Here is a 23,854-nt window from a genome sequence, read left to right on the forward strand (position 1 = left end):
TCTACTCGATCGCCTTGCGTACGTGCTCAAGCCGCAGCCGGTTCTCATCCAGCCACCCGGTCGCCACGTCCACGGGAACCTGCACTGCAATCTGCGTCGATGGCGAGTCGTGCACAGTCACCTCCAGCGGATCCTCGGGAACCACAGACAGCCACGCACTACGACCGCCGGCTGGCCACTCGACTCCCTCCTCCGCCTCAAGGGCATCGAGACAACGACCCCATTCATCCAGATCCTCGCCTGAAATGTGCAGTCCGACAGTGCCGTTGACGAAGTCGCTCTCCAGCACGATCTCGGCCGCGTAGTACCTCTCTTCCCCTGCCACCATCGGTGCATCACATGCGACCCGGAGGGTCACGCTCTGCACGCGGTCAGCGAACCGGAAGAGCTCCAGGGCGTGTGCATCGTCGATCACGACCACCTCATAGACGAGTGAGCGGACAAGACGCTTGGATCCTCTCGCACCCCGGTTCACAACGATGTCGGCCCCTCACACAGGGCCACTCAGAGATACGGGACAGCCCTTAGCAGGTACTGAGATACCTGCCAAGGAGAGCCTCGCCGTTCACGTACTGGAGGCGCCCGCCGAGACGGTCCTTGACCCATATCCGGGACAACCGCGCGCGGACCTGGATCTCGTCTTGGAGGACCGCAACGAACCAGCCGACGTCAACGTGGTTCATGAACGGAACAACGAGCGGACCGTCCCCGGTTTCCAGGTGCGGCCGGAGTCTTTCAACTGGTTCAGCATCGTGCTGGCCCGGGCGGAAGCGGCCACGCTCATGGCGTTCACAGGCGGCGGAAAGCCGACTGCTCAGTACCTGACCAACGAGCAGGGGAAACGCCACTTTCGCCACGACAAACAGGCAGGCACAGGCAGCGTGCGCGACGCGCAGCATCACATCCACGGGATCGACTTCGTGGGCACCGATCACGTGTTCCGCCTCAATGGCAATCGTGTCGAGGCGTTCTCCGGGCTCGCAGAGAACCTCTACGCACTTCTCCACCATGGGCGAGTGAACGACTACCGAGCCGGCACACACGCCCTGCGTGCTCAGTGGCCTGTCAGTCACACGGCGAAGGGGTGGGGTCCCGTCTCCATTCGGCCCGATGGATCCATCATGGCCATGCGGCTTCTACGCACCTGATCCCAGACCAGAGTGAGCCTCATCTGCCGGACGCCTCTGGGCATCAGCCCATCCCTCAGGTTGGCCCCAGGGGGCCTGGCATAGGAGAAACAACAGGTGAGAGGGGTCATATGTGGCTCTCGCTGACGTCAACGGCTGGCATAACGCCGGCGTGCACTGGTCGAGGGCCAATGCAGGATGGAGTCAGCCGTCGAACCAGACGACCAAGCGGACTCCCTCGTCGCCGTGCAGGTTTGCCAGCGTGCGCATGACGGACCAGACGGCACCCCATTCGCTGTCGGGCACGGCGTCCTTTCGCTGTAGGCGGCCGATGCGGAAGAGTCGGTCGCCGTCTGGCCACTCGGTGTTCTCGGGATAGACGCTGCCTGCGCAGTAGAGCTGTCGGGCATCGGTGAGGCCGGAGAGTTCGGCAAAGCGGGTGAGGCCGGAGTTCCGTCCGTGCATCTTCCAGCTGCCGTCAGAGCTTCGGCGGTACTCGTGAACACAGCCATCGACCTCGTTTGCGACCTCGTCCCAGTCGGCGGCTGCCAGCTCCGCCCAGGAGATCCAGGACTCGCCGTGCAGCTCATCACTCCAGGGCTCGAAGTCAGCGAGCACCTCTTTCGACACGTCATGAGGGAAGCCTCGATGATCGGCAAGTGCGCGGAATGAGGTGGTGTCGCGGACACCGAACAGGGACCCGAAGGCAACGTAGTCGCGCCCGTTATAGAGATGCGAGAGGTCGATGACCTGGTTCCATGCGCGATCGTCCTCGTCCAGCCAGCGATCCCAGCGGCACTCGATGAAGCCGTGAATGTCTGTCCCCATGCCCGGCATTGTTCTCCGCCGTCGTTAGGCGGGCGACGGAATTTCTGGCTAGCCGAGCGTGCGGCCTCTCGGGCTACGTCTTCCCCAGGTGTGCGCCGAGTGCATCCACCAACGGAGAGACCGCAGCTCAGACGTACCATGGGGCCCTCTGTAAAGCTGCTCGCCCAACGACTCGCGCACCTGTACCGGGCCGTCTGTGGGCCGTCTGAGGTCGGCCCACACTGGCCAACGACGACCATGAACTGCCGTGAGACCGCTGGTCATTGCACCCTCAGCTCGTATTCTCCGAGGCCGCCTGGCATTCGCGTAAGTTCCTGCGCAACAAGAAGCAGCCGCGAACCTTTGGCCTGATGCCCGACGCTCCAGCCTCTGGCGGAGTCTGGTCTGGTTCTCAGGGGAGTCTGGGCCGCTGGGTGGCTCCTGAGAGCCAAATCGGGAGCCATCCAGCACGGCATCAGGCGGTCTCACCCGGACGACCACGGACAGTCGGTGCAGCATCGAGGCTGCTGGCAGGGGCCCGCTGATGGACTTCCCTGAGGCCCTTCTTAGCCGCTCCTTAAGCGGCCCATAACGATCGCCATATGCCCCTTCCTGCAGCCTTTTCGGGGCCGATGAGCGGCTAGCTTCTCCCTACCCCGACCGGGACCGCCTAAGGAGAGACGCCACCATGACCGTGATCTGGACCGCCCGCCGCAGGACCGCCTCGATCGTCGCGCTCGGCGTGACGCCGCTCGCGCTGACCGGTCTCTCCGCGGTTCCGGCGGCCGCACACGGCTCGCTGACGGATCCCGTCAGCCGGGTCTCCGCCTGCTACGCGGAAGGGCCGGAGCAGCCGAAGTCGGCGGCATGTGCGGCTGCGGTCGCGGCGGGCGGGACGCAGGCGCTGTACGACTGGAACGGGATCAACATCGCCAACGCCGCTGGGAATCACCGGCAGTTGATCCCGGACGGCAAGCTGTGTAGTGCGGGCAACGACAAGTTCAAGGGGCTCGACCTGCCGCGCGCCGACTGGCCGTCGACGACGATGGCGGCGGGCGCGCACACGTTCCGCTTCCGGGCCACCGCGCCGCACAAGGGCTCCTTCGAGCTCTACCTCACCAAGGCCGGCTACGACCCGACGCAGCCCCTGAAGTGGTCGGACCTGGAGGCGAAGCCCTTCGCCACGGCCACCGAGCCGAAGCTGGAGAACGGTTCGTACGTGTTCGGCGGTACCGTGCCGGAGCGTACGGGACGGCAGCTGATCTACACGATCTGGCAGCGTTCGGACTCCCCCGAGGCGTTCTACGCCTGCTCCGATGTGGTCTTCGGGGGTACGGACAGCGGTGCAGGCGACGGCGGTTCGGCCGGTGCGACGCCGGCCCCGACCGCGTCCGCCCCGTCCGAGCAGGAGATCGCCGAAGGTGCGGACAAGTCGTCCGTGGAGCACGGCGGCCACGGTGACGACGACGCCGCGACGGGCGCCGAGGTCACCGCGGCGGCTCCGGCCGCCGGGTCCGCAGCCGGTACACCGGAGGCGAACGCGCCCGAGCCGGACAGCGCCACCGCCCCGGCCCCGGCCCCGGCGGGCGAAAGCCTCGCCGAGACGGGTGGCGACGGCAGTACTCGGTACCTGGCGATGGGCGGTGCGGCCGCGCTCGCCATGGGCGCGGCCGCACTGTTCGCCTCGGTCCGTCGCCGGACCGGCGGCCCGGCCCGGCGCGGACGCCGAGCAGCCTCCTAGCCGAGGACCGAGGCGCAGGTGGTCGGGGTGGCGTGCGCCGGGTCCAGGGCGTTCGCCACCTCGTGGTAGGCGATCAGGTCGACAGTCCCGATCGCCACGTGCTCGGACAGGTCGACCGGGCACAGGTCCTGGAGCAGGACGTTGCGTACGTTCGGCCCGTTCAGGTACTGCGTGCGGTACGGGGTCACGACCTCGTCGTACCTGGTCGCGATGACCGTGTACCGCACCCCGGGCACGGTGTCGCCGCCCGCGTTGAGCTTGGTGATGAACGGGGATCCGGCGATCTGGTCCGCGAGGCCGGGTGTGTGGGCGTTCAGCAGGTCCCCGGCGCCCGGGAAGTACGGCAGCAGGTTCGTCAGACCGAGGAGGGTGGTGCCGTGATTGTCGGGCGCGAGCCCGACCAGGGCGTTCACCTTGGCGGCGCCACCGAGGAACTTCAGGTAGTAGTTGGGCATCATGCCGCCCTGGGAGTGGCCGACGATGTCGGCCTTGGGCGCTCCGGTGGCGGCGAGCACCTGGTCGACGAAGGTGGCGAGCTGACCGGCCGATGCGTCGATCGGACCGAGGCCGTTGAAGAACGGCACACCCGGCAGCTGCCCGTAGTCGAGCGAGTAGACGCAGTAGCCCCGGCCGACCAGGTACGGGGCGAGGACGAGCCAGTTGTCGACCGAGTTCCCGAAGGTTCCGTGGACCAGGACGACGGGGCGGGGGTGGGCGGCGGAGGGTTTGCAGGAGTAGTCGTTCCAGCCACGGGAGGGGGCTGTGGCGGCGGTGGGGGTGGCTGCGGTGGCGGTCGCCGTGGGGGTGGCGAACGCTGCGACGGCGAGGAGCAGTGCGGCGAGGGTTCTCCACGCACGTGGGGTGCGCGGCGCACGTGTCCGGGGCAGCATCGTGTGGTCTCCTTGCGGCTCAAGGGAGTTGCGATGTCCATGCACCCTGCGGCCCGGACCACAAGTTCTGTACCGACGTTTCATGTGCTCATGCCAAATTACGCGCGAGTAAGGTGGCGAGGGAAGTTACGCGTCGGTAAAAACTGACGCAGCATCACACAAGATCCCCGCCGTCGCGCATGACGGCAGGTCAGGCAGCGAGCCGGCCCGGCACCACGGCCTGCGGACCGAACCTGTCCCGCAGTCGGTCCGCCACCGCCTCGATCCGCCGCGCCCGCTCGTCCACCGGGTCGAACGTCAGCTGATGTGCGGCACGTCCGCGGTCCGTCAGCCCTTCGGCGCGCAGCCCAATCCCCCGTACCCGGGCCCGCTGCAGCCCGAACGAATCATGGATCCGGTACGCGAGTTCGATGAGCGCCGCGGAGTGGGCGGTGGGCTCGCGGAGCGTACGGCTGCGGGTCAGCGTCGCGTAGCCGGTCCGGTCGGCGTAGCGCACGGAGACCGCGAGCGCCCGGCACACCTGCCCGTCCCCGCGCATCCGGGCCCCCAGCTCCTCGGTGAGCGACATGAGTGCGCGGCGCTGCCGTTCCGGGTCCAGCTCGTCGCGCGGGAAGGACCGCTCGGCGGCGACCGACCGGGCGGCGGCGTTCGGTACGACCACCGTACGGTCGATACCCTGCGCCCGCTCCCACAGTTCGCGCCCGGCCCGTACACCGGTGATCCGCTGCAGGGTGGCGAGCGGCGCCGCCGCGATCCGGCCGACGGAGTCCAGCCCGTATCCGCACAGGGTACGGGCGGTCGCCGCCCCGACACCGTCCAGTGCGGTGACCGGTTTCGCCGCGAGGAAGGCGGCGCCCCCGCCACGGGGCACCACGAAAGTCGTCCCGGGTGCGGCCTGCCGCGCCGCCATGCGGGCCAGCATCGGGTTCTCGGCGGCCCCGATCGCGCAGTCCACCCCGTGCAGGGCGAGCGCACGGACCCGGATCACCGCCGCCAGCCCCGCAACGTCCCGTCCGAAGTAGCGCAGCGCACCGCGCACATCGGCGAGCGCCCCGTCCGGCGGAGCCGCCTCGGCGACCGGGGTGAACGCACCGAGGAGAGCGAGCAGCCCGGTGTAACCGGCACTGTCCGGCAGGCCGCCGCCGGCCTTGCGGAACCGCAGGTACAGGATCCCCGGCTCCTCATGCGTATCGCTCATCCCGCGCTCCCCGGGGACTGGTGCCACAGCTTCCTTCCGGTGGGGACCCCTTCACCGGGCGGCTGGAGGTCGGACCAGGGGTTCATCTCGTACCCGGTCGGCAGGTGGATACGGCGGCCGTTGTCGGCCGCCCGGCCGTCCGGGGACTCCTCCTGCGCGGCGCTCTCCGCCGGGACCTCGGCCAGCCGGGCGGAGACCGCGTCGAGTCCGCCGGTGCTCCGCAGCTCGGCCAGTTCCGCCAGGTTCCAGGCGGCCTCGCCGACCACGCTGAGGCTCTGCGGTCCGCGCCGCTGCACCACACCGCGTACCAGCAGCAGCCAGGAGTGGAAGACGGTGTGCGCGCAGGCGGCGTGGCTGTCGTCGAAGAAGGCCAGGTCGACCAGGCCCGTACCGTCGTCCAGGGTGGTGAAGATGACCCGGCGGCCGGACCGGATCGGCGGAGTCTGGGTGGCCGCCTTGGCGCCCGCGACCAGCACGGTCTCGCCGTGCCGCGCCTCCCGCAGCCGCTTGGCCGGGACCGCGCCGAGCTCCTTCAGGAACGCGTGGTGATCGCCCATCAGATGACGGGAGACATCCATGCTCAGCACACCCAGCTCGGCACTGAGGCGTTCCGCGTCGTTGAGGTCGGGCAGACCGAGGGAACCGGTCTTCTGCCCCTCGCCGAGCGGGAGTTGTGCACCACCGGATCCGGACCTCGTCCCGGTTCCCCGCTGGGCGCGGTGGAGTTCGGTCAGATGCAGCAGCAGATCACGGCGGTTCGCGCCGAAGGCGTCCAACGCACCGACCTGGGCCAGCCGTTCGGCAGCCGGTTTGCCCGGCCGGGCCCGCTGCCAGAAGTCCAGCAGCGAGGTGTAGGGCTGTCCGGCCTCGATCCGGGCGACCTCGGCCTCACTGATGCCGTGGACGTCCGAGAGCGCCAGCCGCAGCCCCCACACTCCGGAATCCTCCCCCTTACCGGACACCAGTTCGATTCGATGGACTGCCGCCGACCGGTTCACATCCAGCGGCAGCACGGGCACACCGCGCCGGCGCGCGTCCGCGAGCAGCAGCCGCTTCGGATACATCCCCGGGTCGTGCGTGAGCAGCCCCGCGTAGAAGGCCGCCGGGTGGTGCGCCTTGAGCCACGCCGACTGGTACGTCGGTACGGCGAAGGCGACCGCGTGCGCCTTGCAGAAACCGTACGAGCCGAACGCCTCGATGATTTCCCAGGCGCGGCCGACGACTTCGGCGGTGTACCCCTTCCGCACAGCCCGCTGGACGAACTCCGCCTTGATCCGGCCCTGCAGTTCGGGGTCGGAGAGCCCGCGCCGCACCCGGTCGGCCTCGTCCCGGCCGCAGCCGGTCATGATGTGGACCATCTCGATGATCTGCTCATGGAAGACGACCACCCCGTACGTCTCGCGCAGCGGTCCCTCCAGGTCGGGGTGAGGGTAACGGACGGGCGCCCGGCCGTGCCGGGCCTCGATGAACGGCCGCACCATGTCGGCGGCGACCGGCCCCGGCCGGAACAGCGAGATGTCGACCACCAGATCGTGGAAGGTGGCGGGCTGCAGCCTGCCGACCAGATCGCGCTGACCGGGCGACTCGATCTGGAAGCAGCCCAGCGTCTCGGCGGACCTGATCAGGCGGTACGTCTCCGGGTCGCCGGGCGGCACGGCGTCCAGGTCCACCTCCTGACCCGAGGCCCGTTTCACCTCCATGACCGCGTGCGCCATCGCCGACTGCATCCGTACACCCAGCACATCGAGCTTGAGCAGCCCGAGATCCTCCACGTCCTCCTTGTCGAACTGCGCCATCGGAAAGCCCTCGCCGCTGGTGGGCACGACGGGCGTACGGCGCAGCAGCGAGGCGTCCGAGAGGAGCACCCCGCACGGGTGCATGGCGATGCCGCGCGGCAGGGCGTCCAGCGCCTCCACCAGCTCCCAGAGCCTTCCGTACTTCTCCTTCTCCTGTGCCACCTCGCGCAGTTCGGGCAGTTCTTCCATGGCGGCGCGGGCGTCACGGGCCCGGATGTGCGGGAATGCCTTGGCGAGCCGGTCGGTCTCGGCGGGGTTCATGGACAGCGCGGCGCCGACGTCCCGGATGGCGTGGCGCACCCGGTAGGTCTCGGGCATGGCGACCGTCGCCACCCGCTCGGTGCCGAAGCGTCCGATGATCGCGCGGTAGACGTCGAGGCGGCGGGCGGACTCGACGTCGATGTCGATGTCGGGCAGCACGAAGCGGCGCTTGGAGAGGAAGCGCTCCATCAGCAGTCCGTGCTCGACGGGGTCGGCGTGGGCGATGCCCAGCAGGTGGTTGACCAGGGAGCCGGCCCCGGAGCCACGCGCAGCCACCCTGACCTTCATCTCACGCACATCATCGGCGACTTGAGCGACCGTCAGGAAGTAGGTGGCGAAGCCGTGGTAGTCGATGATGTCCAGCTCGTGGTGCATCCGCTCCCAGTAGTCGCGCCTGCGGTCGTAGCCGCGCAGCACCATGCCGGCGGCGGCGCGGGAGGCCAGCACGCGCTGGGCGGTGCGGCGGCTCGCGCCGACGAGATGCGGTTCGGGGAAGTGGACGGCACCGAGGCCGAGGTCGCGCTCGGGCTCGACGACGCAGGCGTCGGCGGTGCGCCGGGTCTCCGCGAGCAGCCGCGCTCCGCCATCGCGGCCGAGTCCGGCGGCGGAGGCGATCCGCTCGGCGGTCTCCCGCATCGCGCGGTCGCCCTTGAGCCAGCGCTCACCGCTGTCGAGCGGGGCGCGGCGCGGGTCGACGGGGACGAGCCCGCGGGCCGCGTCGAGCACGTCGGCGACCGGCCCCTGCCCGGCGTCGGCGTACCGGACGGCGTTGGTCAGCACGGCCCGAACCCCCTGCTCGGCGGCGAAGCCGACGGTACGGGCGGCGAGCCGCAGCGACCCGGGTCCGGTGCCTTCACGCCCGTGATGGACGGCTTCGAGGCGCAGGTCGTCGCCGTAGATCTCCCGCCAGGACGCGAGCAGCGCGGCCGCCCGGTCGGGGCGGCCCGCGGCCAGCGCCCTGCCGACCTCGGAGGCCGGACCGAGCAGCACGGTGAGCCCTTCGGCGGGCAGCGCGGACCGGTCGACCAGGGGCTGCCCGGTACCGGTCCGCAGCTCGCCGGTCACGGCATGCGCGGCGGTGACGAGTCGGCACAGCTCCGCCCAGCCGCGTGCGCCGTCCCGGGCGAGGAAGGTGACCCGGGGAGTCGATTCATCGATGAAGGCACCACCACGGACCGGGGTCCGCAGCCGATGCGAACGCCCGCTCCCCCGCGGACGCTCCGCACCCTCCGCCTCCACCGCGAGCCCCACCCCGAAGAGCGGCCGCACCCCGGCCTTGCCACAGGCCTTGGCGAAGCGGACCGCGCCCGCGAGGGTGTCGCGGTCCGTCAGCGCGAGGGCATCCATCCCCTGCTCGGCGGCGCGTTCCACCAGCCGTTCCGGGTGCGAGGCCCCGTAGCGCAGGGAGAACCCGGAAACGGTGTGCAGATGCGTGAACCCGGGCACCCGCACCTCCTGGACCGATCCGTACTCACCACCCCCTCACCTCCACCATAGACCAAGTTTCGAACATTCGTACGATATTCGGAGCGCGGGTCATTCCCCCCGGCCTCGCTGGTCACCCCGGTCATGCCTGTCGGCCGGGCCCGTATCCGGACCCGGCCGACGAGTGGGGCGGCGCGCCCCCGGAACCTGCCCGGTCAGCCGATTTCGGCCTCGAACGCCGCCAGCGCCTCCGGCACCGGCTGGAAGAAGGTCTCCCCGCCCGAGGTGCAGTCGCCGCTGCCGCCGGAGGTCAGGCCGATCGCCTTGTCGCCCGCGAAGAGCGAGCCCCCGCTGTCGCCCGGCTCGGCGCAGACCGTCGTCTGGATGAGGCCTTCGACGATGTCGCCGTTGCCGTAGTTCACCGTGGCGTCGAGGGCGGTGACCTGTCCGTCGTGCACCTGGGTGGTGGAACCGCTGCGGGTCACCGTCATGCCGACGGTCGCCTCGGCCGCTCCGGTGATCGGCTGGGTGGACCCGTTGTAGAGATCGACCTCGCTGGGGTGCGGCGTGTCGGAGGTGTACTTCACCAGCCCGAAGTCGTTGCCCGGGAATTCGGAGCCCGCGTTCGTACCGATCTCCGCGCCGCCCTGCGCGTCGGACCAGCTGCTGATCGCCTCGGTGCAGTGCCCCGCGGTCAGGAAGTACGGCTCACCGTCCTTGACCACGTTGAAGCCGAGCGAACAGCGTCCGCCGTTGCCCCAGATCGCATCACCGCCCGCGATGAACGGTTTGAACTCCCCGGCGGACTTCTTGAGTTCGGCCTTGCCACCCAGCGCGTCGACGACCGCACCGAGTCTGTCCCAGGCCGCGCCGTCGACCGTACGGTCGGCGGTGACGACCACCTTGTTGCTGACCGGGTCGACGGCCCATGAGGTGCCGGGGATCGTGGCCTTGGCAGTGAGGGTCTGCCGGGCCGACAACAGCTCCGCGAGCGAGTTCGTCACGACCCTGGCCCTGCCGCCCGCCTGCCGCACCTGCTCGGCGGCGGCCTGGTCGACCACGTTCACGACCAGGTTCTTCGACGCGGCGTCGTAGTACGAGCCGGCCGCGTCGCCGCCCAGATCCTGCCCGAGAGTGGTGGCGAGCTTTCCGGCCGCGTTCGCTGTCAGGGTCCGGACCGTGAACTGCGGTACGTCGTCACTGGCGTTCGCACTCTGGAACGTGATTCCCGCTGCGACCAGGGCGACAACGGCCGATCCGGCCATCACCGCACGCTTCCTGGATATGCGTCGATGCTTCAACTTCGACCTCCTGTGGGGCCGCACACAGGCAAGTGGGGTGCCTGGGTACGGAGGATGGAGCCGCCCACTATTCCGACCGGAAAGATCGCACACAAGGTCGACTTCAGGACGCACACACGGCATCACCGTTTCACCCCGCCCCGTTCACCTCCCCGAAGTCACACCATGTCGGTTCCTTTTGCGAACACCCCGTGCAACCGATCGGTCGGCAATGGGTGAGGACTGGACCTGTCCGGTACTCGCCGTTGATTTACCTCAATTGCCATTCCACACAGGGACTTTGATGAGCCATCATCGAATTGCACGGAGAAGCCGGGCACTCGGTGCCCGCACGAAGTGAAGGAGGCGCGGAGTGCGCAATCGGGTGCGCGCAAGGGACGGGCGGCATCTGATGGTGGAGCGTCTGGGCGACCCACGGGGCAGACCGGTCTTCCTGCTCCACGGAACTCCCGGCAGCCGGCTCGGTCCGGCCCCGCGCGGCATGGTGCTGTACCAGCGCAAGACACAACTGATCACCTACGACCGGCCGGGCTACGGCGGCTCCGACCGGCTGCCGGGCCGGTCCGTCGCCGATGTCGTCGAGGACGTACGGGCCATCGCTGACCATATCGGGCTGGACCGGTTCGCCGTGGTGGGCCGCTCCGGCGGCGCCTCACACGCCCTGGCCTGCGCCGCACTGATGCCCGAGCGGGTGACCCGTACCGCCGCGCTGGTCACCCTGGCACCCTGGGACGCGGACGGCCTCGACTGGTTCGAAGGGATGGCGCCTTCCAACGTGCTGGCGTACAGCACGGCGGCGGCCGATCCGGACGGGCTCGCGGAGTCGTTCATCTCCCGGTCCGCGGTGATCAGACAGAATCCGGTGCGGCTCATCGACGACCTGCGCCGGGAGCTGACCGATTCCGACCGGATGGTGGTGAACGACGCAGGAGTTCGTTCTCTGCTACTGAACAACTACCGTGAAGGGCTGCGCACTTCCGCATACGGCTGGATCGACGACGCCATCGCTTTCAGTCATCCGTGGGGGTTCGACCCGGCGGACATCAAGGGTCCGGTCATGCTCTGGCACGGCGAGAAGGACGTGTTCTCACCGGTCGGCCACTCGCGCTGGCTGGCTGAACGCATCCCGAACGCCACCGTCGTGCTGGAGCCGGCGGCCGCGCACTTCGACGCGTTGCACGCACTTCCCCGGATCCTCAACTGGCTGCTGGACACGCCCGCCGGCTGAGAGGCGGGGCCGGGAGCGTCCGGTGGTGGCCGGACGCTCCGCGGCGCCTCCGGTTCGGGCAGGAGCCGCTCCCGGGGTTCACACCGCGAGCGGCTCCAGTTCGCGCTGGAACCGGCTCTCCTCCCGGGCGATCCGGGTCAGCGGATGATCGTCGCCGAGCTGCCGGGACAGTTCCTCGACCGCCTCCGCCCTGACCCTCAGCGCCTCGTCCTTGCGCCCCAGCGCATCGAGCGTGACCGATACGTTCGCCATCACCGCCAGGGTCTCCGGATGATGCGCGCCGAGAACCTCCCGGAGCTGTCCGGCCACGCGTCGTTCGGTCGTCAGCACGAGCTCGAGATCACCGTCCTGCTCAGCGGTCGCGTTGGCCAGATTCATCACGCTGAACAGCGTGTTGGGGTGCTCGGGGCCGTACACCTCCCGCATCGTTGCGACCACCCGGGTCAGTACCGCCACCGACTCCTCCGCCGCTCCCGCTCCCGAGTGGTAGACACCGAGGTTGTTCAGGGCGGCCAGCGTGTACGGGTGCCGCTCGCCCGGCACCTTCATGTACTGGTCGACGACCTCCTGCGCGGCGTCCCTGGCTTCGGTCGGCTCACCCGCCGCGAACAGGTCGGCCGCCATATTGAGGTCGCAGGCCAGCGATTCGGGGTTCGCCGAGGTGTATTTGGCCCGGTACCTGGCACGGGTGGCCACGGTGAGCCTCCGGGCATCCTCCAGCTTGCCCGCCCTGCGCAGTGACACCGCGAGACTCTTCGCCGCACTCAGCGTGCCGGGGAAGGCCCGTCCCAGCGTCGCCTTGTAGCTGTCGTACGTGCGGCTGAGGATGGAAACGGAGTCCTCGTACCGCCCGACGTCACGCAGGTCGCGGGCCAGGTTCATGGCGGATGACAGGCTGTACGGATGCTCCGGGCCGAGCACCTCGACACGCCGGTCGTACACGTCCTGGTCGATTTCGCGGGCCCTGGCGTACTGGCCGACGACCCGCAGGGTGAAGGCCAGGTTGTTGGCCGCTGCCAGCGTCCTCGGGTGGGAGTCGTGGAAGATCTGGCTGAACCCGTCGGTGGCTTCCGTCGCCAGCTCGATCGCCCTGCTGTACTCCCCCAGCGTGCCGAGGTCCGTCGCGAGGCTGCTGGTGCTCATGTACGTGTGCGGATGCTCCGGGCCCAGTATCTCCCGCTGGCGGCTGAGAGTGATCTCGTCGAGCTCCCTCGCCTCGACGTAACGGCCGCGCGAGCGGTAGATGTTGGAGAGGTGGAAGCAGAGGTACAGATACTGGATGTCCCGCTCCCCCAGCGTCTCCTTCCAGATGGCACGCAGTTCCTCGCAGAGCGTGGTGGCCGTCCTGAAGTCACCGCGCTTCCAGAGATAGCGGACCCGGTCGATCAGGAGCCTGCGGGCCTCGGGCTCCTTGCAGTTGCGTGCATCGGACGGGCCGAGGTGCGGCCAGATGGTGGCGAACTGCGGCCAGGTCGACGGGTTGTCGATCGGCTCGTCGTCATCGGGCCGGGCGCCGGCCAGAATGCGGTGCACGACATGCCGGGCGTCCTGCTGCTCCTCCTCGCTGAGCTGTGCCCGGATGACGGCCTGGACGAGGCGGTGCACCTGGATGGAGTTGGAGACCTGGTCGACCTTGGCGAGGGCGAACCGGCCGATCTCCCGGATGACCCGGCCCAGCACCAGCTTCTCCTGGAGCGAGGCGTCGTACGGCTTCAGTGCCTCGATCATCTCCTTGCTGTACAGGAGGTTCCCCGAGATCGGCTCGGGGGCGAAGAAGGCGCAGAGCTGCAACAGCCGCACCGCGGCGGGTGAACGCTCCTTGAGGCGTTCGATGGAGATGTTCCAGGTCGCGGCGACCGGTTCCGGGTAGCCGGCGGGCTGGTTGAGCGCCAGGACCTCGGGGGCCTGCTGGGCCAGCTGCTCCAGGTAGGTGTCGATCGGGGTGGCGGTCTCCGCGATCCAGGCCGCCGCCTGTTCGACGGCGAGCGGCAGGTCACCGACTGCGGTGGCCACCTGCGCGGCGTCCTCGTCGCTCAGCCCCGGGGCACGGCGCTGGAGGTGTTCGATCGACTCCTCGCGCAGGAAGACGTCCACGGGCAGCGCGTCGCCGTGCTGGGACCATGCCTGGTTCCGGGAGGTGACCAGGATGTGGCCGGAACCGCCCTGCGGAAAGTAGCGCCTGAGCCGTTCGGGGTCGTCGGCGTTGTCGAAGACCAGCAGCCAGCGGTCCGACGGCACACCCCGCCGCAGCAGGTCCACGGCCTCCTGGGAGGCGGCCGCCATGTCGTCGCCGCCCTGGGCACCGAGCCGGACGGCCAGCTCGGCGAGCCCGGCCACCACGTCGTCGATCTGCTCGGAGGATATCCACCACACGAGGTCGTAGTCGGCCATGAAGCGGTGCACGTACTCCAGGGCGACCTGGGTCTTGCCGACGCCGCCGAGCCCGTACAGGGTCTGCGGCTGGGGCAGTACGACGGCCATGCCGCCGCCGAGCTGGTCGCGCATCCGCTCCAGAACGAGGGAACGACCGGTGAAACCGGGGTTGCGCGGCGGTGCGTTCCAGATCCTCGGGACAGTGCCGGGGAAACGCGGTCCGGGCGAAACACCGTCGGTGAGCTGCACGGGCCGGTCCAGGGCGCGCAGCAGTGCGGTGGTGGCGTGCACCTCGTCGAGCCGGAAGAGGTCGACCGGATTGCGGTCGATGTACGGCGCGGACAGCCGTACGTCGCCGACCCTCAGCGGCAGGAGTTGGCGCCGGCCTGCGCCGGGGTCCTCGGCGACGGCCCGGTCCCACAGGTTCACCGCGCGCTGCGACTTGAGGTAGGCGCTGGAGAGCAGCACCACGGTGCGGGCCGCGTTCTCGGCGACGGCGGTGGCCGGTTCCCGGGTCTCCCGTTCGGCGGACACATCGCGCGGCACGACCCGGAATCCAGCCCGGGTGAGGACGGATTCGATCCAGTCGGCCCACATCCGGTTCTCCGCCACATAGCTGAGGAAGAGATCGGCGGGCAGTGCGGGCCTGCGCCGGGTGAACGCGTCGCGGATGCGCAGCCGGACCTCATCGGCGACCGGCGGCATCGAGGTGATCTGCTGGTCGGTGATGACGGAGGTGAGCCGCTCGAAGGCGGAGAGCAGCGAGTTGGTGAGACCGGCCTCGTCGCCGAAGGTGGCGAGGGTCTCCTCGTAGGCGTAGTAGGGGCGGTACGGAATCTCCACCGCGCCCCAGTAGGCGGTGAGTTCGTCGCCCGACAGGTCCCGTGGCAGCCGGTCGAACTTCAGCCGGGCCAGCGCCCTTCCGGCGTCGGCCTTCTCCTTCTCGCCCTCGTCGATGCGCATCGGGACGGGGAAGATGGAGATGGGGCGGCCGGTGTAGCGCTCGGAGATCTGCCGCGCGACGGAGGCGGCACCGTCGATCGACTGGTCGCTGAGCGTGAAGCAGTCGACGAGCACGTCGGGCAGATGAACGGTGCAGATGTCGGCGATGTCGCTGAGGCCGGTCCGGCTGTCGATGAGGACGTAGTCGTAGTTGGCCTTCATGTCGTCGCGCAGTGCGTCGAAGAAGTGGCCGCCGCCGAGCCGGTCGTAGAAGTTGTCCCAGTCGAACGTGGAGACGGTCGCGGAGTACTCACGGTTCTGCCGTCCGGCGGAGACGAAGTCGAGCGTTCCGCCCTGCGGGAACTCCCAGCCGAGTGCCTCGGGGGTGAGCGAGACCGCGTGCGGCTGGATGCGCGCGTAGTCGCGGTGCCAGTCGTCGGCGCGCTGGACCGGGCTGGTCGCGGCCCAGGCGTACTCGGTGATCAGGTCGATGACACCGGTGGTGGCGCCGAGTGTCGACGGGTCGAGGAACGGGTGGAAGAACCGGTGGAGTCCGGGTGCCTCCAGGTCCCAGTCGACGGCCAGCACCCGTTTGCCGTTGGCGGCGAGAATCCAGGCGGTGTTGGCCAGGGCCATGGTGCGCCCCGTGCCGCCCTTGTACGAGTAGAAGGTGACGATGCGTCCGTCACGACTGGCCGTCATCCGTGTCCTCCGCATCCGTCGCAGGGTGGTGTGTCTCCGGTATGAAGTGCGTCTGCGCCATCGGACCCATGAGCCGGGTCCGTTCGGTGTGTCCGCCGCCTGTCGCGGGTGGATAGACCGCCGCGTGTCTCAGGTACTGCTGGGCCGCCACTTCAACCACTTGCGGCAGGATCTGGCCGAAGGCCTCCATGCTCGGTACGCCTCTCGCGGCGGCGCGGCAGTAGGCCCGCCCCTGGCGCATCTTGGTCGGCATGGTCTGTTCGAGTTTCTCGGTCAGCTCGGCCTCCGCGGCCCGGCTCTGGGGGTCCTCGCGGTTCCACGGCACGACCATCGTCACCCAGGGGCGGTTCTCGGCGTCGAAGGCGGCGAGCCGTCGGCGGCGGTCCTCGTCCTGCAGGGCCCAGCGGTCGACGAGCAGGATCTCCGGTCTGCTGGGGGGCTGTTTGCCCTCCGGATGCCCGGGCTCCTCGTCGAAGGAGGCCACGGTGGCCTGGTAGTTGAGGGAGCGCACGAGGTCCTCGGCGACATAGGCCAGCGGCCGTGCCGAGGCCGGGTGGTAGGGGTTCCAGTCCTGCGGGTTGTCGCCGTAGTAGTCGGCGCTGCGCCCTTCGGGGAGGTCGTGGCGGGTGGCCGCCGCGATGGTCACCTGCATGGGGCGGGGGCCGGCCACTCCGCTGCTCGGTGAGCCGAAGGCGCTGGGGGCGAGTCGGTAGTCGACGGGTCGGCCGGTGCCGATCCGCATGGTGTCGGCGACATTGACGATGCGTTTGGCGAGTTCGTAGACCGCGCGCTCGTACTCCTCGGCGAAGAGCCTGAGCTTGATCAGTCCGTACAGTCCGTCGCTGACGTAGCGGTCGCCGAAATCACGGTGATTGAACTGTAACCGCTCGGCAGGGCCTGGTAGTTGACTGGGCGGAACCGGCACCCACAGGGCTGGGACGATGGCCTCGGCGGGCTGGTTGTGGCGGGCCCGGTAGTGGATCGCGCGCTGGGCGAACGCGTACCACTCCTTGCCGCACATCTCGCTGGCGAAGTAGCGCGGCGAGAACAGCGGGACGAACACCCGGCAGGTGGCGAGCACTTCGCCGAGCCGTTCCGACCATCCCTCGCCGGAGCGTATCTCGCGGTCGATGAACCCGGCGGGCGCGCCCGCGGGCAGATCGGTCATGGCCATCACATGGCCGCAGAGATCCTGGAAGAGCCGCTCGACCCACATATCGGGGTCCGTTCCACCGCCGTACCCCGGTGTATGTGCATAACTCAAGAAGAAGTACGGCCGATGGTCCGCCGCTCGCTGCTGCGTTGTTGCGTGCACACGACCCCCGTCCTGTGTGAGCACCCGCACCCGAGGCGTGAAAGGAATGCGAGCAAATTCATCATTCCGGAGCGGACCTTGCTCCACCCCCATGGCGTTCGGTCATTCAACGCCACTTTTCGGTCATCCGTTCCCTGACGCAGCGGATCGCGTCCTTGATCCCATTCGCTCGCGCGTCGTTCCCTCCCAGTTGTCCCGTACGTGCCGGAGTCCGGGCCGGGCCGGATCCTGCGTCAGATCTCCTTTCGCATCAGGTCCAGCACCTGCTTTCCGCTGACGGTGAGCTCGGCCGCACGCTCCAGCGTTTCGAGGGCCTGCGGCACACCGTCGAGATAGTGCGGCTCGAATGCACCGAGCGCCACCCGTTCGTACGTTTCGGCCAGCAGCCGGGAAAGCGGAACCGGCTCTTCCCTCCAGGGCATTCGATGCTCCCAGGAGCCGTCCGCCGCGTAAAGATCCGTGACGTCCAGAAGCGCCCGCAGCTTGGCCCGGCGGAAGCCGCGCACCAGAGTGAGCGGCCACTGCCCGGCGCTTTCGTCCGGCCGGATGCCCAGTGCGCCGTATCCATGCCGCCCCACCGAGGGCTCCCCCGGCGGCAGGCCGGTCAGCGGCGTCAGGGTGGTGAGGCCGTCCGCCATCTCGGCCGCGTACCGCGGTGTGCGCCGCACGATCTGGACCCAGGCGCTGCCGAGCGCGGCGCTCAGCCGTCCGGCCTCGTCCGGCCGCAGCCCGGCCGCCGGGCGTGCGGTGAAGCAGCCGCGGTACGGGTCCAGGTCGTCGAGCACCCAGTCGGGTGCGGAACCGGGTTCGGAACCCGGCCCCGCGTCGCCTGCCGAGCCGGGCGCGCCGCCGCCGAGCCGGCGCACCGGCAGCCAGCCCCGGCCGGCCTCCCCGCCCCGCACGATCCGCCGTTCGAAGGAACTGTCCCCGTGGTCACCCGCACGGCGCACCAGAAAGCCGTCCTCGGTGGCCCGCACCCCGACCGTGCCGGCCTCCGGACCGTCGATCCGCAGCGCGCCGAGGCCGGGAAGGGCGAGTGTGCCGTCCCGGTATGCCACCGGTACGGCCAGATCCAGCCCGGCCCGGACCGCGGCGGCTGCGACGTACGACGAGAGGCGCCAGGCGATCCTTCCGGCATCCGGACGCTCCTCGTGCACGGCGGACAGCGCGTCATGCAACCAGCTGCGGGCGTAGGGGTGGGCAAGCGCCTCGTCCAGGCCCCGCGATCCCTTCTCGGAGCCCTCGACCGTGACCGCCAGCTCCCAGGCAGCCGCCCAGTGGTCCCCACCGCGCCCGTCGAGGTCGCTGTGGAGCAGGGCGAGCATGGTGCGCGTGAGGTCCTGCTGGGCGACGGCCAGCTCGACGGGCTCCGCCACCGCGGGCGGTACGACGGATGCCGCCGTGCGCTCCTCGATGCCGAGCACCAGGGCCTTGAGATCGTCGCAGTAGACGGACGGGTGATCGAACAGCAGGGTGGGATCGACGGCGCCCACCGACTTGTAGCGGTGGGTGTAGAGACCGCCGCCGCACGAACGTACAACGGGGCAGCTGCGGCAGGTCTCGCTGACACCGTCCAGACCGAGTTGCCGGGCCCGGACCCCGGGATGGGCCGCGACCTCGTCGAAGGCGTGCGTGAAGACGTCGAACCCGGTGGCCGCCGCACCCTCGTAGGCGCTCTTGAGCGAGTCGACCTGCTCCAGCTGGCCGTCGGTCTCGACGACGACGAGGTCGGTGGGGGCGAGTCCGAGGGACTCGGTGAGGCTGGGACCGCCGCTCAGGGTGGACAGGACCGAGGAGAAGAGCCTCACCGGTACCGGACGCCCCTGCTCCTGCCAGCGGTCGAAGACCGCGAGGAGCCAGTCGGCATAGGCGGTGCGGGAGCCGTCCGGACGCGACGGCGGCTCGTCCCAGGTGGCGTGCGGCAGGAGGAAGTCGATGAGCGGCGGATCGAGCTCGACAAGGGCGTCGAGGACCGCACGCGGGTCGTTCTCGATGTCGATCGTGCACAGGAGCCCGAGGTTGAGATGGCGGTAGCGCTCCTGGCGGAGCAGCTCGACGGCCTTGAGAACCAGGGGATGGCTGCTGCGTCCGTCGGCGAACCGGCGGTGCCGGTCATTGGCTTCGCGGTCGCCGTCGAGGGAGATGCCCACCTTGACGTCGTACTCGCTGAAGAGGTCGAGATAGCGGGGGCTGAGCTGCAGACCATTGGTATGGATGCGGAGATCGAGCTCGGCGACGCCCTCGAAGGCTGCGGTGAGTTCTTCGCAGATGCGCCGCAGTCGCGCGGGGCCCGCCAGTAGAGGCTCCCCTCCGTGCAGGATCACTGACACGGAGGGCAGTGCATGTGTCTTGGCATGCTCAGCCAGGCGCCGAGCAGTCCGGAAGATGACTTCGTCAGAGATTGTTTTCGGACGGGTACGCCAGCTCTGATCTGCATGTTCATAGACATAGCAATGGTCGCAGGCAAGATCGCACCTGCTGTGAACCTTGAGAACGATTTCGCGGAATGGGACCAGGGGTCCAGTCATTCCACCAGTCTAGCCAGCCCGAAGGGGTGACCAGCTCTTACGGGCCCAAAGGGGTGACCGGTCCGGCCAGCCCGAAGAGGGTGCCTAGAGGGCCGAGTTGAAGGTCGATGCCTGGGTCGGGCGACCGGTGGGAGCGGCGGACACCCGTCCGAGCTTCCTGGTGGCTTCTTTACCGCGCGCGTCGATCTCGGCGAGCGGCACACGGCTCTTCTTCGCGACGGCGAAGGAGAGGGAGGATTCAGAGGTCTTCACGGCCGTCCTTGATGGGATTGATCCGGACACGGAAACTGCACCGGCCAGCTGCACCATTGCAGTGTCCGGCGGCACGACTTTACTCTCATGGCCTCGGTTGGCAACTGAGGACGTCCTCTCGCAACGCGAGCGTCACGTGAGACTGCCCGAGACACAACGGAACCAGCCATTCCGCCATTTGGGCGAAGACAAAACCGCAGACGGGAGTGAACATGACGGCGATTCCCGGACCACTGCAGAGCCTGGTCTTCCGGAACGCTGATCTGCCGGTGCTCTTTCACCACACGGACGCCATCGCGATCGCACGCCAGCGGGAGGCCGTGAATACCACCCGCTGGCAGCTGATCCTGCTGGTCGTGGGGGCATTACCGGCGGCGGTACCGTGGCACTGGGAGGTCGTTGACACGTTCCAACTGACCGACGCCATCGGCTCGTTGGCCTACCTCGGCGTCCTGATCACGATGTACCTCACCTCGCGGCGCAAAGCAAAGTCGCATTGGCAACTCAATCGTTCGGCGGCAGAGTTCATCAAATCGATGTGCTGGCGCTACTCGGTGCACGGCTCACCTTTCGACACCGGCACCCAGCATCCGGAAGCGGTGTTCGCCAACCGGCTGGAAGAGGGACTGCAGGAGCTCAGAAAGGTCGGCTGGACGGACCCGCGCGACCGGTCGGCCGATTCGGGCGGACTCATCACGGATTCTATGCGCGCATTGCGGGACAAGGCCTTCACCGTACGCAAGGAGACATATGTACGGGACCGGCTGATCGAACAGCGCAGTTGGTACCGCCGCCGTCAGGACGTGTCCCGGCGGGCCACTCTGGTCTGGTCGACCACGATTGCCGCGCTGACGGCCTTCGCCCTGGTCCTCGGCCTGCTGAGAACGTTCTCCGTCGCCCAGTCCTTCACCGCGACCGGGATGCTGTCCGCAGCCGCGGCGGCCTGTCTGGCCTGGAGCGAGATGCGCCGCCACCATCCCCTGATCTCCGCCCACTCGCTGGTGGAGAAGGATCTGGAGTCGATGCAGGTGGCGATGGAGACCACGCTGACCGAACGGCAGTGGCCGCGGGCTGTCTTCGAGACCGAGCGCATCGTCTCCCCGCAGCACACCGACTGGCTGGCCCGGCACCAGATGTGAAAAGTGGTCAGCACTCCGGCACCTGAGCGGTCGGGGGAACGGACACCCGCGCACGGCTCACCCCGCCCCCTGTCGTATACGAACGGCATACGCGGTTCCGGTCAGGCGCGCTCCACTCCGTCGCGCCAGATCACCGTCACCGGGCGGCCGAGCGTCCGGGCGTACGTCACGATGTCGCCCGTGCCGCCGAAACCGCGGGCCGGACGGCCGTCCCACACCGCGAGCAGCCGGTCGCAGTGGTCGGCGATGTAGGCACCCGCCGCGTAGTACGCCTCGTCGGTGGAGTGCGGGAAGTCCAGCCGGACCTCGCGGGCCGCGCGGTCCTTGAGGCTCCGGTAGCGCGCCAGTTCGGGTCCGTCGGCGAAGCAGGCCTCGTAGTCACCGCTGGGGATGACCACGGTCAGTTCCGCTCCGCAGGCGAGTGCCAGGTCGGCGAAGAGCTGGTCCGCTCCCACAGCCAGGCTGGAGAGGGCTTCCAGGGAGCCGTCGAAGCCGCAGAGCACCGCTCGTATCCCGGCCATCACATGGGCGTGCGCTTCCTCGGGGATGCTGCGATGTCCGGTCACTCCGATACGTTTCACGGACTGGAACCCCCTGGGGTGTCTGCCGGGGGTCCCGGAGGGCATCCCTCCGGGAGGCACAGCATCCGCCCCCGTCGTTCCTGCGCGACCGTCCTCCCCCACATCCTCTCAAAAGCCGCGGGGTGAACGGGAGCCCCCGCCCGGAATTCGGGCGGGGGCTCTGGCGTTGCCGAACGCGGTTTCGAGCAGGTGCGCGAGGTGCCGGGTGTCAGTAGACGCTGACGCCGTATGCGCTGAGCGCCTCGGTGACGGGCTGGAAGTACGTCGTACCGCCCGAGGAGCAGTTGCCGCTGCCGCCCGAGGTGAGCCCGATCGCCCGGGTGCCGGAGTAGAGCGAGCCGCCGGAGTCGCCGGGCTCCGCACAGACATTCGTCTTGATCATGCCGTAGACGATGTCTCCGCCGCCGTAGTTGACCGTGGCGTTGAGACCGGTGACGGTCCCGCTGTGGATGCCGGTGGTGGAGCCGCGCCGGGTGACGGACATGCCGACCGTGGCGTTGGCCGCGCTGGTGATGTCCTGACTGCCGACGGTGCCCGCGTGGGCGACCGCGGCGTTGTCGTACCGCACGATGCCGTAGTCGTTGGTCGGGAAGCTGGATCCGACCGTGGGGCCGATGTACGTCGAGTTCGACGAGTTCGTGTACCACGGCGGGTTGCCGTCGGTGCAGTGACCGGCGGTCAGGAAGTAGTAGGTGCTGCCGCTGCGGACGTTGAATCCCAGGGAGCAGCGCCACCCGGGGGCGTAGATGGCATCGCCGCCGGCGAGCAGCTTGCTGAACGTGCCGGAGGTGTGCTCGATCCGCAGGGCGCCGGCGTTGGCTCCGGCGGACTTCTTGATCTGCTGGATCTCGGCCTTGGAGACCGTGCTGTCGACAGTGACCACGAGGCTCTTGGTCGCCGGGTCGATGTTCCAGGCGGTACCGGCGATGTCGGCGCCGAGCACGGCGTCGCTGGCGGCCGAGAGCTGGTTGGCGCTGAACGTGCCGGTAGCGTCGGCGTGGGCGCTGGGGACGGCGAGTGCGGCGACGGCGACAAGGCCTGCGGAGATCGCGACGACTCTGCTTCGTCTCGCCAGACCGCTGAGGGGGGTGGTGCGCCTGATCCTCACTTCTGATTCCTCCCGAGGGGAAACGGGGGCCCGCCTGTGGGGTGGTCGGACCCGTGAGGCGCAGTCGGGGGCACGGCCGCACACCGCATTCCGGATGTGCGAAATGCGACGTGCTCCTGACAAGCGCTGCTCGGGAGTATTCAAGGCCGCAACTTCTTGCGCAAGAGTGCCTTTTGGCCTGAGCTCACCGGTCTGCGCAAGGGGTGCCCGGGACCCGTCGCAGGGTGCCCGGCACCCCCGCCGCATGGGATGCCCGGCACCGCGCACACGCACCGGCCCCGGCAGCACGCGGCTGCCGGGGCCCGAACCGATCGGTCGCGACGGCGGGAAGCGCCGGATCAGTTGTCGATCCGGTTGCGCTCCCCCGCCTCGACGGCGACCGGGAGGGTGTTGCCCGGCGGCGGGAAGGGGCAGATGAAGTGGTCGGCGAAGGCGCACGGCGGCAACAGGGCACGGTTGAGGTCGACCGTCACGCTGCCGTCCTCAGCCGGGGCGGCGGGGCGCAGGAAGCGGAAGCGGTAACTGCCGTTCCCGCTGGTGGTGTCGGCGAAGACCGCCCAGAGCGACCCGTCGGGCTCGACCGCGACCTGGAGGGTGTGCTCCGTACCGTCCACCACGAAGGCGATCTCCCCGCCGAGGCCGAGCCCACGCTCGACTCCGTCGGCGTTCTCGACCCGGACCGTGCGGGCGGTGTCGTACGCACGGAAGGTGCCCGGGAGTGCCCAGCGGGCGTCGTACGGCGTCGCCTGGACGGACCGGAAGGCGCGCCGCGCCGCTGAGCCCGGGTCGAAGTCCCGTACCGCCCAGAGACCTTCGCGGCTCAGCACGACCAGCCGCCGCTCGCCGCACGCGACGCGGGAGGCCTCGATCGGGCCGCGGTCCGCGGTGAGCCGCACCTCACCGGCGAAGGGCTTCTCGTCGACGGTGAGCCCGTCCTCGGCGGCCGCCGTGAGCACCAGTTCGTCGCCGTCCTCCCGCCACTGCCCGGGAACGGCCGGAATTCGCCCCTCCGGGAAGTCGGAGATCCAGTGGGTACCGGTGAGGGAGAGCGGGCCGTAGGGCGCCGCGACCGTGGCGTTGCGCTCCTCGCGCCAGAGGTTCCAGTCCTGCTCCGCCTGCTGCTGTGTATTCGTGCTCATA

General features: G+C 69.2%; 17 protein-coding genes. 4 read left to right on the forward strand and 13 right to left on the reverse strand.

What is annotated here, in order from left to right; all coding sequences use genetic code 11:
* Window position 1: 1 nt before the first annotated feature.
* Complete coding sequence (locus LRD69_RS05190; RefSeq protein WP_277325367.1) at window positions 2-415, reverse strand: DUF5959 family protein; 414 nt, start codon at window positions 413-415, stop codon at window positions 2-4.
* A gap of 226 nt (window positions 416-641) precedes the next feature.
* Between LRD69_RS05190 and LRD69_RS05195 the strand changes: the two genes are divergently transcribed.
* Entirely contained in the window at window positions 642-1,148 is a 507-nt protein-coding gene (locus tag LRD69_RS05195) for a hypothetical protein (RefSeq protein WP_277325368.1), read from the forward strand.
* A 183-nt stretch (window positions 1,149-1,331) separates the two neighbouring features.
* Here the strand turns inward: LRD69_RS05195 and LRD69_RS05200 are convergent, their stop codons facing one another.
* Window positions 1,332-1,955, reverse strand: coding sequence for a hypothetical protein (locus tag LRD69_RS05200; protein ID WP_277325369.1), 624 nt, complete (start codon window positions 1,953-1,955; stop codon window positions 1,332-1,334).
* Between the two features lie 667 nt (window positions 1,956-2,622).
* Between LRD69_RS05200 and LRD69_RS05205 the strand changes: the two genes are divergently transcribed.
* Window positions 2,623-3,675 (forward strand): lytic polysaccharide monooxygenase, encoded by a 1,053-nt coding sequence (locus LRD69_RS05205; protein ID WP_277325370.1) that lies wholly within the window; start codon window positions 2,623-2,625, stop codon window positions 3,673-3,675.
* Here the strand turns inward: LRD69_RS05205 and LRD69_RS05210 are convergent.
* The 4 genes from LRD69_RS05210 to LRD69_RS05225 form a co-directional block, all read right to left on the reverse strand.
* On the reverse strand, window positions 3,672-4,565 hold the full coding sequence (locus LRD69_RS05210) for an alpha/beta fold hydrolase (protein ID WP_277325371.1): 894 nt from the start codon (window positions 4,563-4,565) through the stop codon (window positions 3,672-3,674). The two genes, LRD69_RS05205 and LRD69_RS05210, sit on opposite strands and share 4 nt — an antisense overlap.
* A gap of 190 nt (window positions 4,566-4,755) precedes the next feature.
* Window positions 4,756-5,763: a hypothetical protein gene (locus tag LRD69_RS05215; RefSeq protein WP_277325372.1), complete on the reverse strand. Its 1,008-nt coding sequence runs from the start codon at window positions 5,761-5,763 to the stop codon at window positions 4,756-4,758.
* Entirely contained in the window at window positions 5,760-9,266 is a 3,507-nt protein-coding gene (locus LRD69_RS05220; protein ID WP_277325373.1) for a DNA polymerase III subunit alpha, read from the reverse strand. Before LRD69_RS05220 ends, LRD69_RS05215 begins: the two co-directional genes overlap by 4 nt.
* A gap of 194 nt (window positions 9,267-9,460) precedes the next feature.
* Complete coding sequence (locus LRD69_RS05225) at window positions 9,461-10,546, reverse strand: S1 family peptidase (RefSeq protein WP_277325374.1); 1,086 nt, start codon at window positions 10,544-10,546, stop codon at window positions 9,461-9,463.
* 352 nt (window positions 10,547-10,898) lie between these two features.
* On the opposite strand from LRD69_RS05225, the gene LRD69_RS05230 reads away from it, so the two are divergent.
* The gene (locus LRD69_RS05230; RefSeq protein ID WP_277325375.1) at window positions 10,899-11,774 is read left to right on the forward strand and encodes an alpha/beta fold hydrolase; all 876 of its coding nucleotides are present in this window, start codon (window positions 10,899-10,901) and stop codon (window positions 11,772-11,774) included.
* Window positions 11,775-11,852: 78 nt separating this feature from the next.
* On the opposite strand, the gene fxsT is transcribed toward LRD69_RS05230, so the two are convergent.
* The 4 genes from fxsT to fxsA form a co-directional block, all read right to left on the reverse strand.
* Window positions 11,853-15,791: an FxSxx-COOH system tetratricopeptide repeat protein gene (gene fxsT, locus LRD69_RS05235; RefSeq protein WP_277325376.1), complete on the reverse strand. Its 3,939-nt coding sequence runs from the start codon at window positions 15,789-15,791 to the stop codon at window positions 11,853-11,855.
* A complete protein-coding gene (fsxC, locus tag LRD69_RS05240) occupies window positions 15,775-17,130 on the reverse strand; it encodes an FxsC protein (RefSeq protein ID WP_277329627.1) in 1,356 nt (451 codons plus the stop codon). The genes fxsT and fsxC overlap by 17 nt, the downstream gene beginning before the upstream one ends.
* Window positions 17,131-17,339: 209 nt before the next feature.
* Complete coding sequence (fxsB, locus tag LRD69_RS05245; RefSeq protein ID WP_277325377.1) at window positions 17,340-19,634, reverse strand: radical SAM/SPASM protein FxsB, inactivated metallohydrolase extension form; 2,295 nt, start codon at window positions 19,632-19,634, stop codon at window positions 17,340-17,342.
* Between the two features lie 84 nt (window positions 19,635-19,718).
* The gene (gene fxsA / locus LRD69_RS05250) at window positions 19,719-19,886 is read right to left on the reverse strand and encodes an FxSxx-COOH cyclophane-containing RiPP peptide (protein ID WP_277325378.1); all 168 of its coding nucleotides are present in this window, start codon (window positions 19,884-19,886) and stop codon (window positions 19,719-19,721) included.
* Window positions 19,887-20,098: 212 nt separating this feature from the next.
* On the opposite strand from fxsA, the gene LRD69_RS05255 reads away from it, so the two are divergent.
* Window positions 20,099-21,025 (forward strand): DUF4231 domain-containing protein, encoded by a 927-nt coding sequence (locus LRD69_RS05255; RefSeq protein ID WP_277325379.1) that lies wholly within the window; start codon window positions 20,099-20,101, stop codon window positions 21,023-21,025.
* 101 nt (window positions 21,026-21,126) lie between these two features.
* On the opposite strand, the gene LRD69_RS05260 is transcribed toward LRD69_RS05255, so the two are convergent.
* From LRD69_RS05260 to LRD69_RS05270, 3 genes are all read right to left on the reverse strand, one after another.
* Window positions 21,127-21,606 (reverse strand): hypothetical protein, encoded by a 480-nt coding sequence (locus tag LRD69_RS05260; RefSeq protein WP_277325380.1) that lies wholly within the window; start codon window positions 21,604-21,606, stop codon window positions 21,127-21,129.
* Between the two features lie 208 nt (window positions 21,607-21,814).
* Window positions 21,815-22,714 (reverse strand): S1 family peptidase, encoded by a 900-nt coding sequence (locus LRD69_RS05265; RefSeq protein WP_277325381.1) that lies wholly within the window; start codon window positions 22,712-22,714, stop codon window positions 21,815-21,817.
* 338 nt (window positions 22,715-23,052) lie between these two features.
* A complete protein-coding gene (locus LRD69_RS05270; protein ID WP_277325382.1) occupies window positions 23,053-23,853 on the reverse strand; it encodes a DUF1684 domain-containing protein in 801 nt (266 codons plus the stop codon).
* Window position 23,854: the final 1 nt, after the last annotated feature.

Origin of the sequence: Streptomyces sp. JH14 (assembly GCF_029428675.1) — a bacterium.
GTDB lineage: Bacteria > Actinomycetota > Actinomycetes > Streptomycetales > Streptomycetaceae > Streptomyces.

What these genes read in the sequence shown, in the direction of transcription:
- LRD69_RS05215 (WP_277325372.1), bottom strand. Translation starts at nt 5,763, where the DNA reads ATGAGCGATACGCATGAGGAGCCGGGGATCCTGTACCTGCGGTTCCGC.
- fxsB (WP_277325377.1), bottom strand. Translation starts at nt 19,634, where the DNA reads ATGACTGGACCCCTGGTCCCATTCCGCGAAATCGTTCTCAAGGTTCAC.
- fxsT (WP_277325376.1), bottom strand. Translation starts at nt 15,791, where the DNA reads ATGACGGCCAGTCGTGACGGACGCATCGTCACCTTCTACTCGTACAAG.
- LRD69_RS05255 (WP_277325379.1), top strand. Translation starts at nt 20,099, where the DNA reads ATGACGGCGATTCCCGGACCACTGCAGAGCCTGGTCTTCCGGAACGCT.
- LRD69_RS05270 (WP_277325382.1), bottom strand. Translation starts at nt 23,853, where the DNA reads ATGAGCACGAATACACAGCAGCAGGCGGAGCAGGACTGGAACCTCTGG.
- LRD69_RS05200 (WP_277325369.1), bottom strand. Translation starts at nt 1,955, where the DNA reads ATGGGGACAGACATTCACGGCTTCATCGAGTGCCGCTGGGATCGCTGG.
- LRD69_RS05210 (WP_277325371.1), bottom strand. Translation starts at nt 4,565, where the DNA reads ATGCTGCCCCGGACACGTGCGCCGCGCACCCCACGTGCGTGGAGAACC.
- LRD69_RS05205 (WP_277325370.1), top strand. Translation starts at nt 2,623, where the DNA reads ATGACCGTGATCTGGACCGCCCGCCGCAGGACCGCCTCGATCGTCGCG.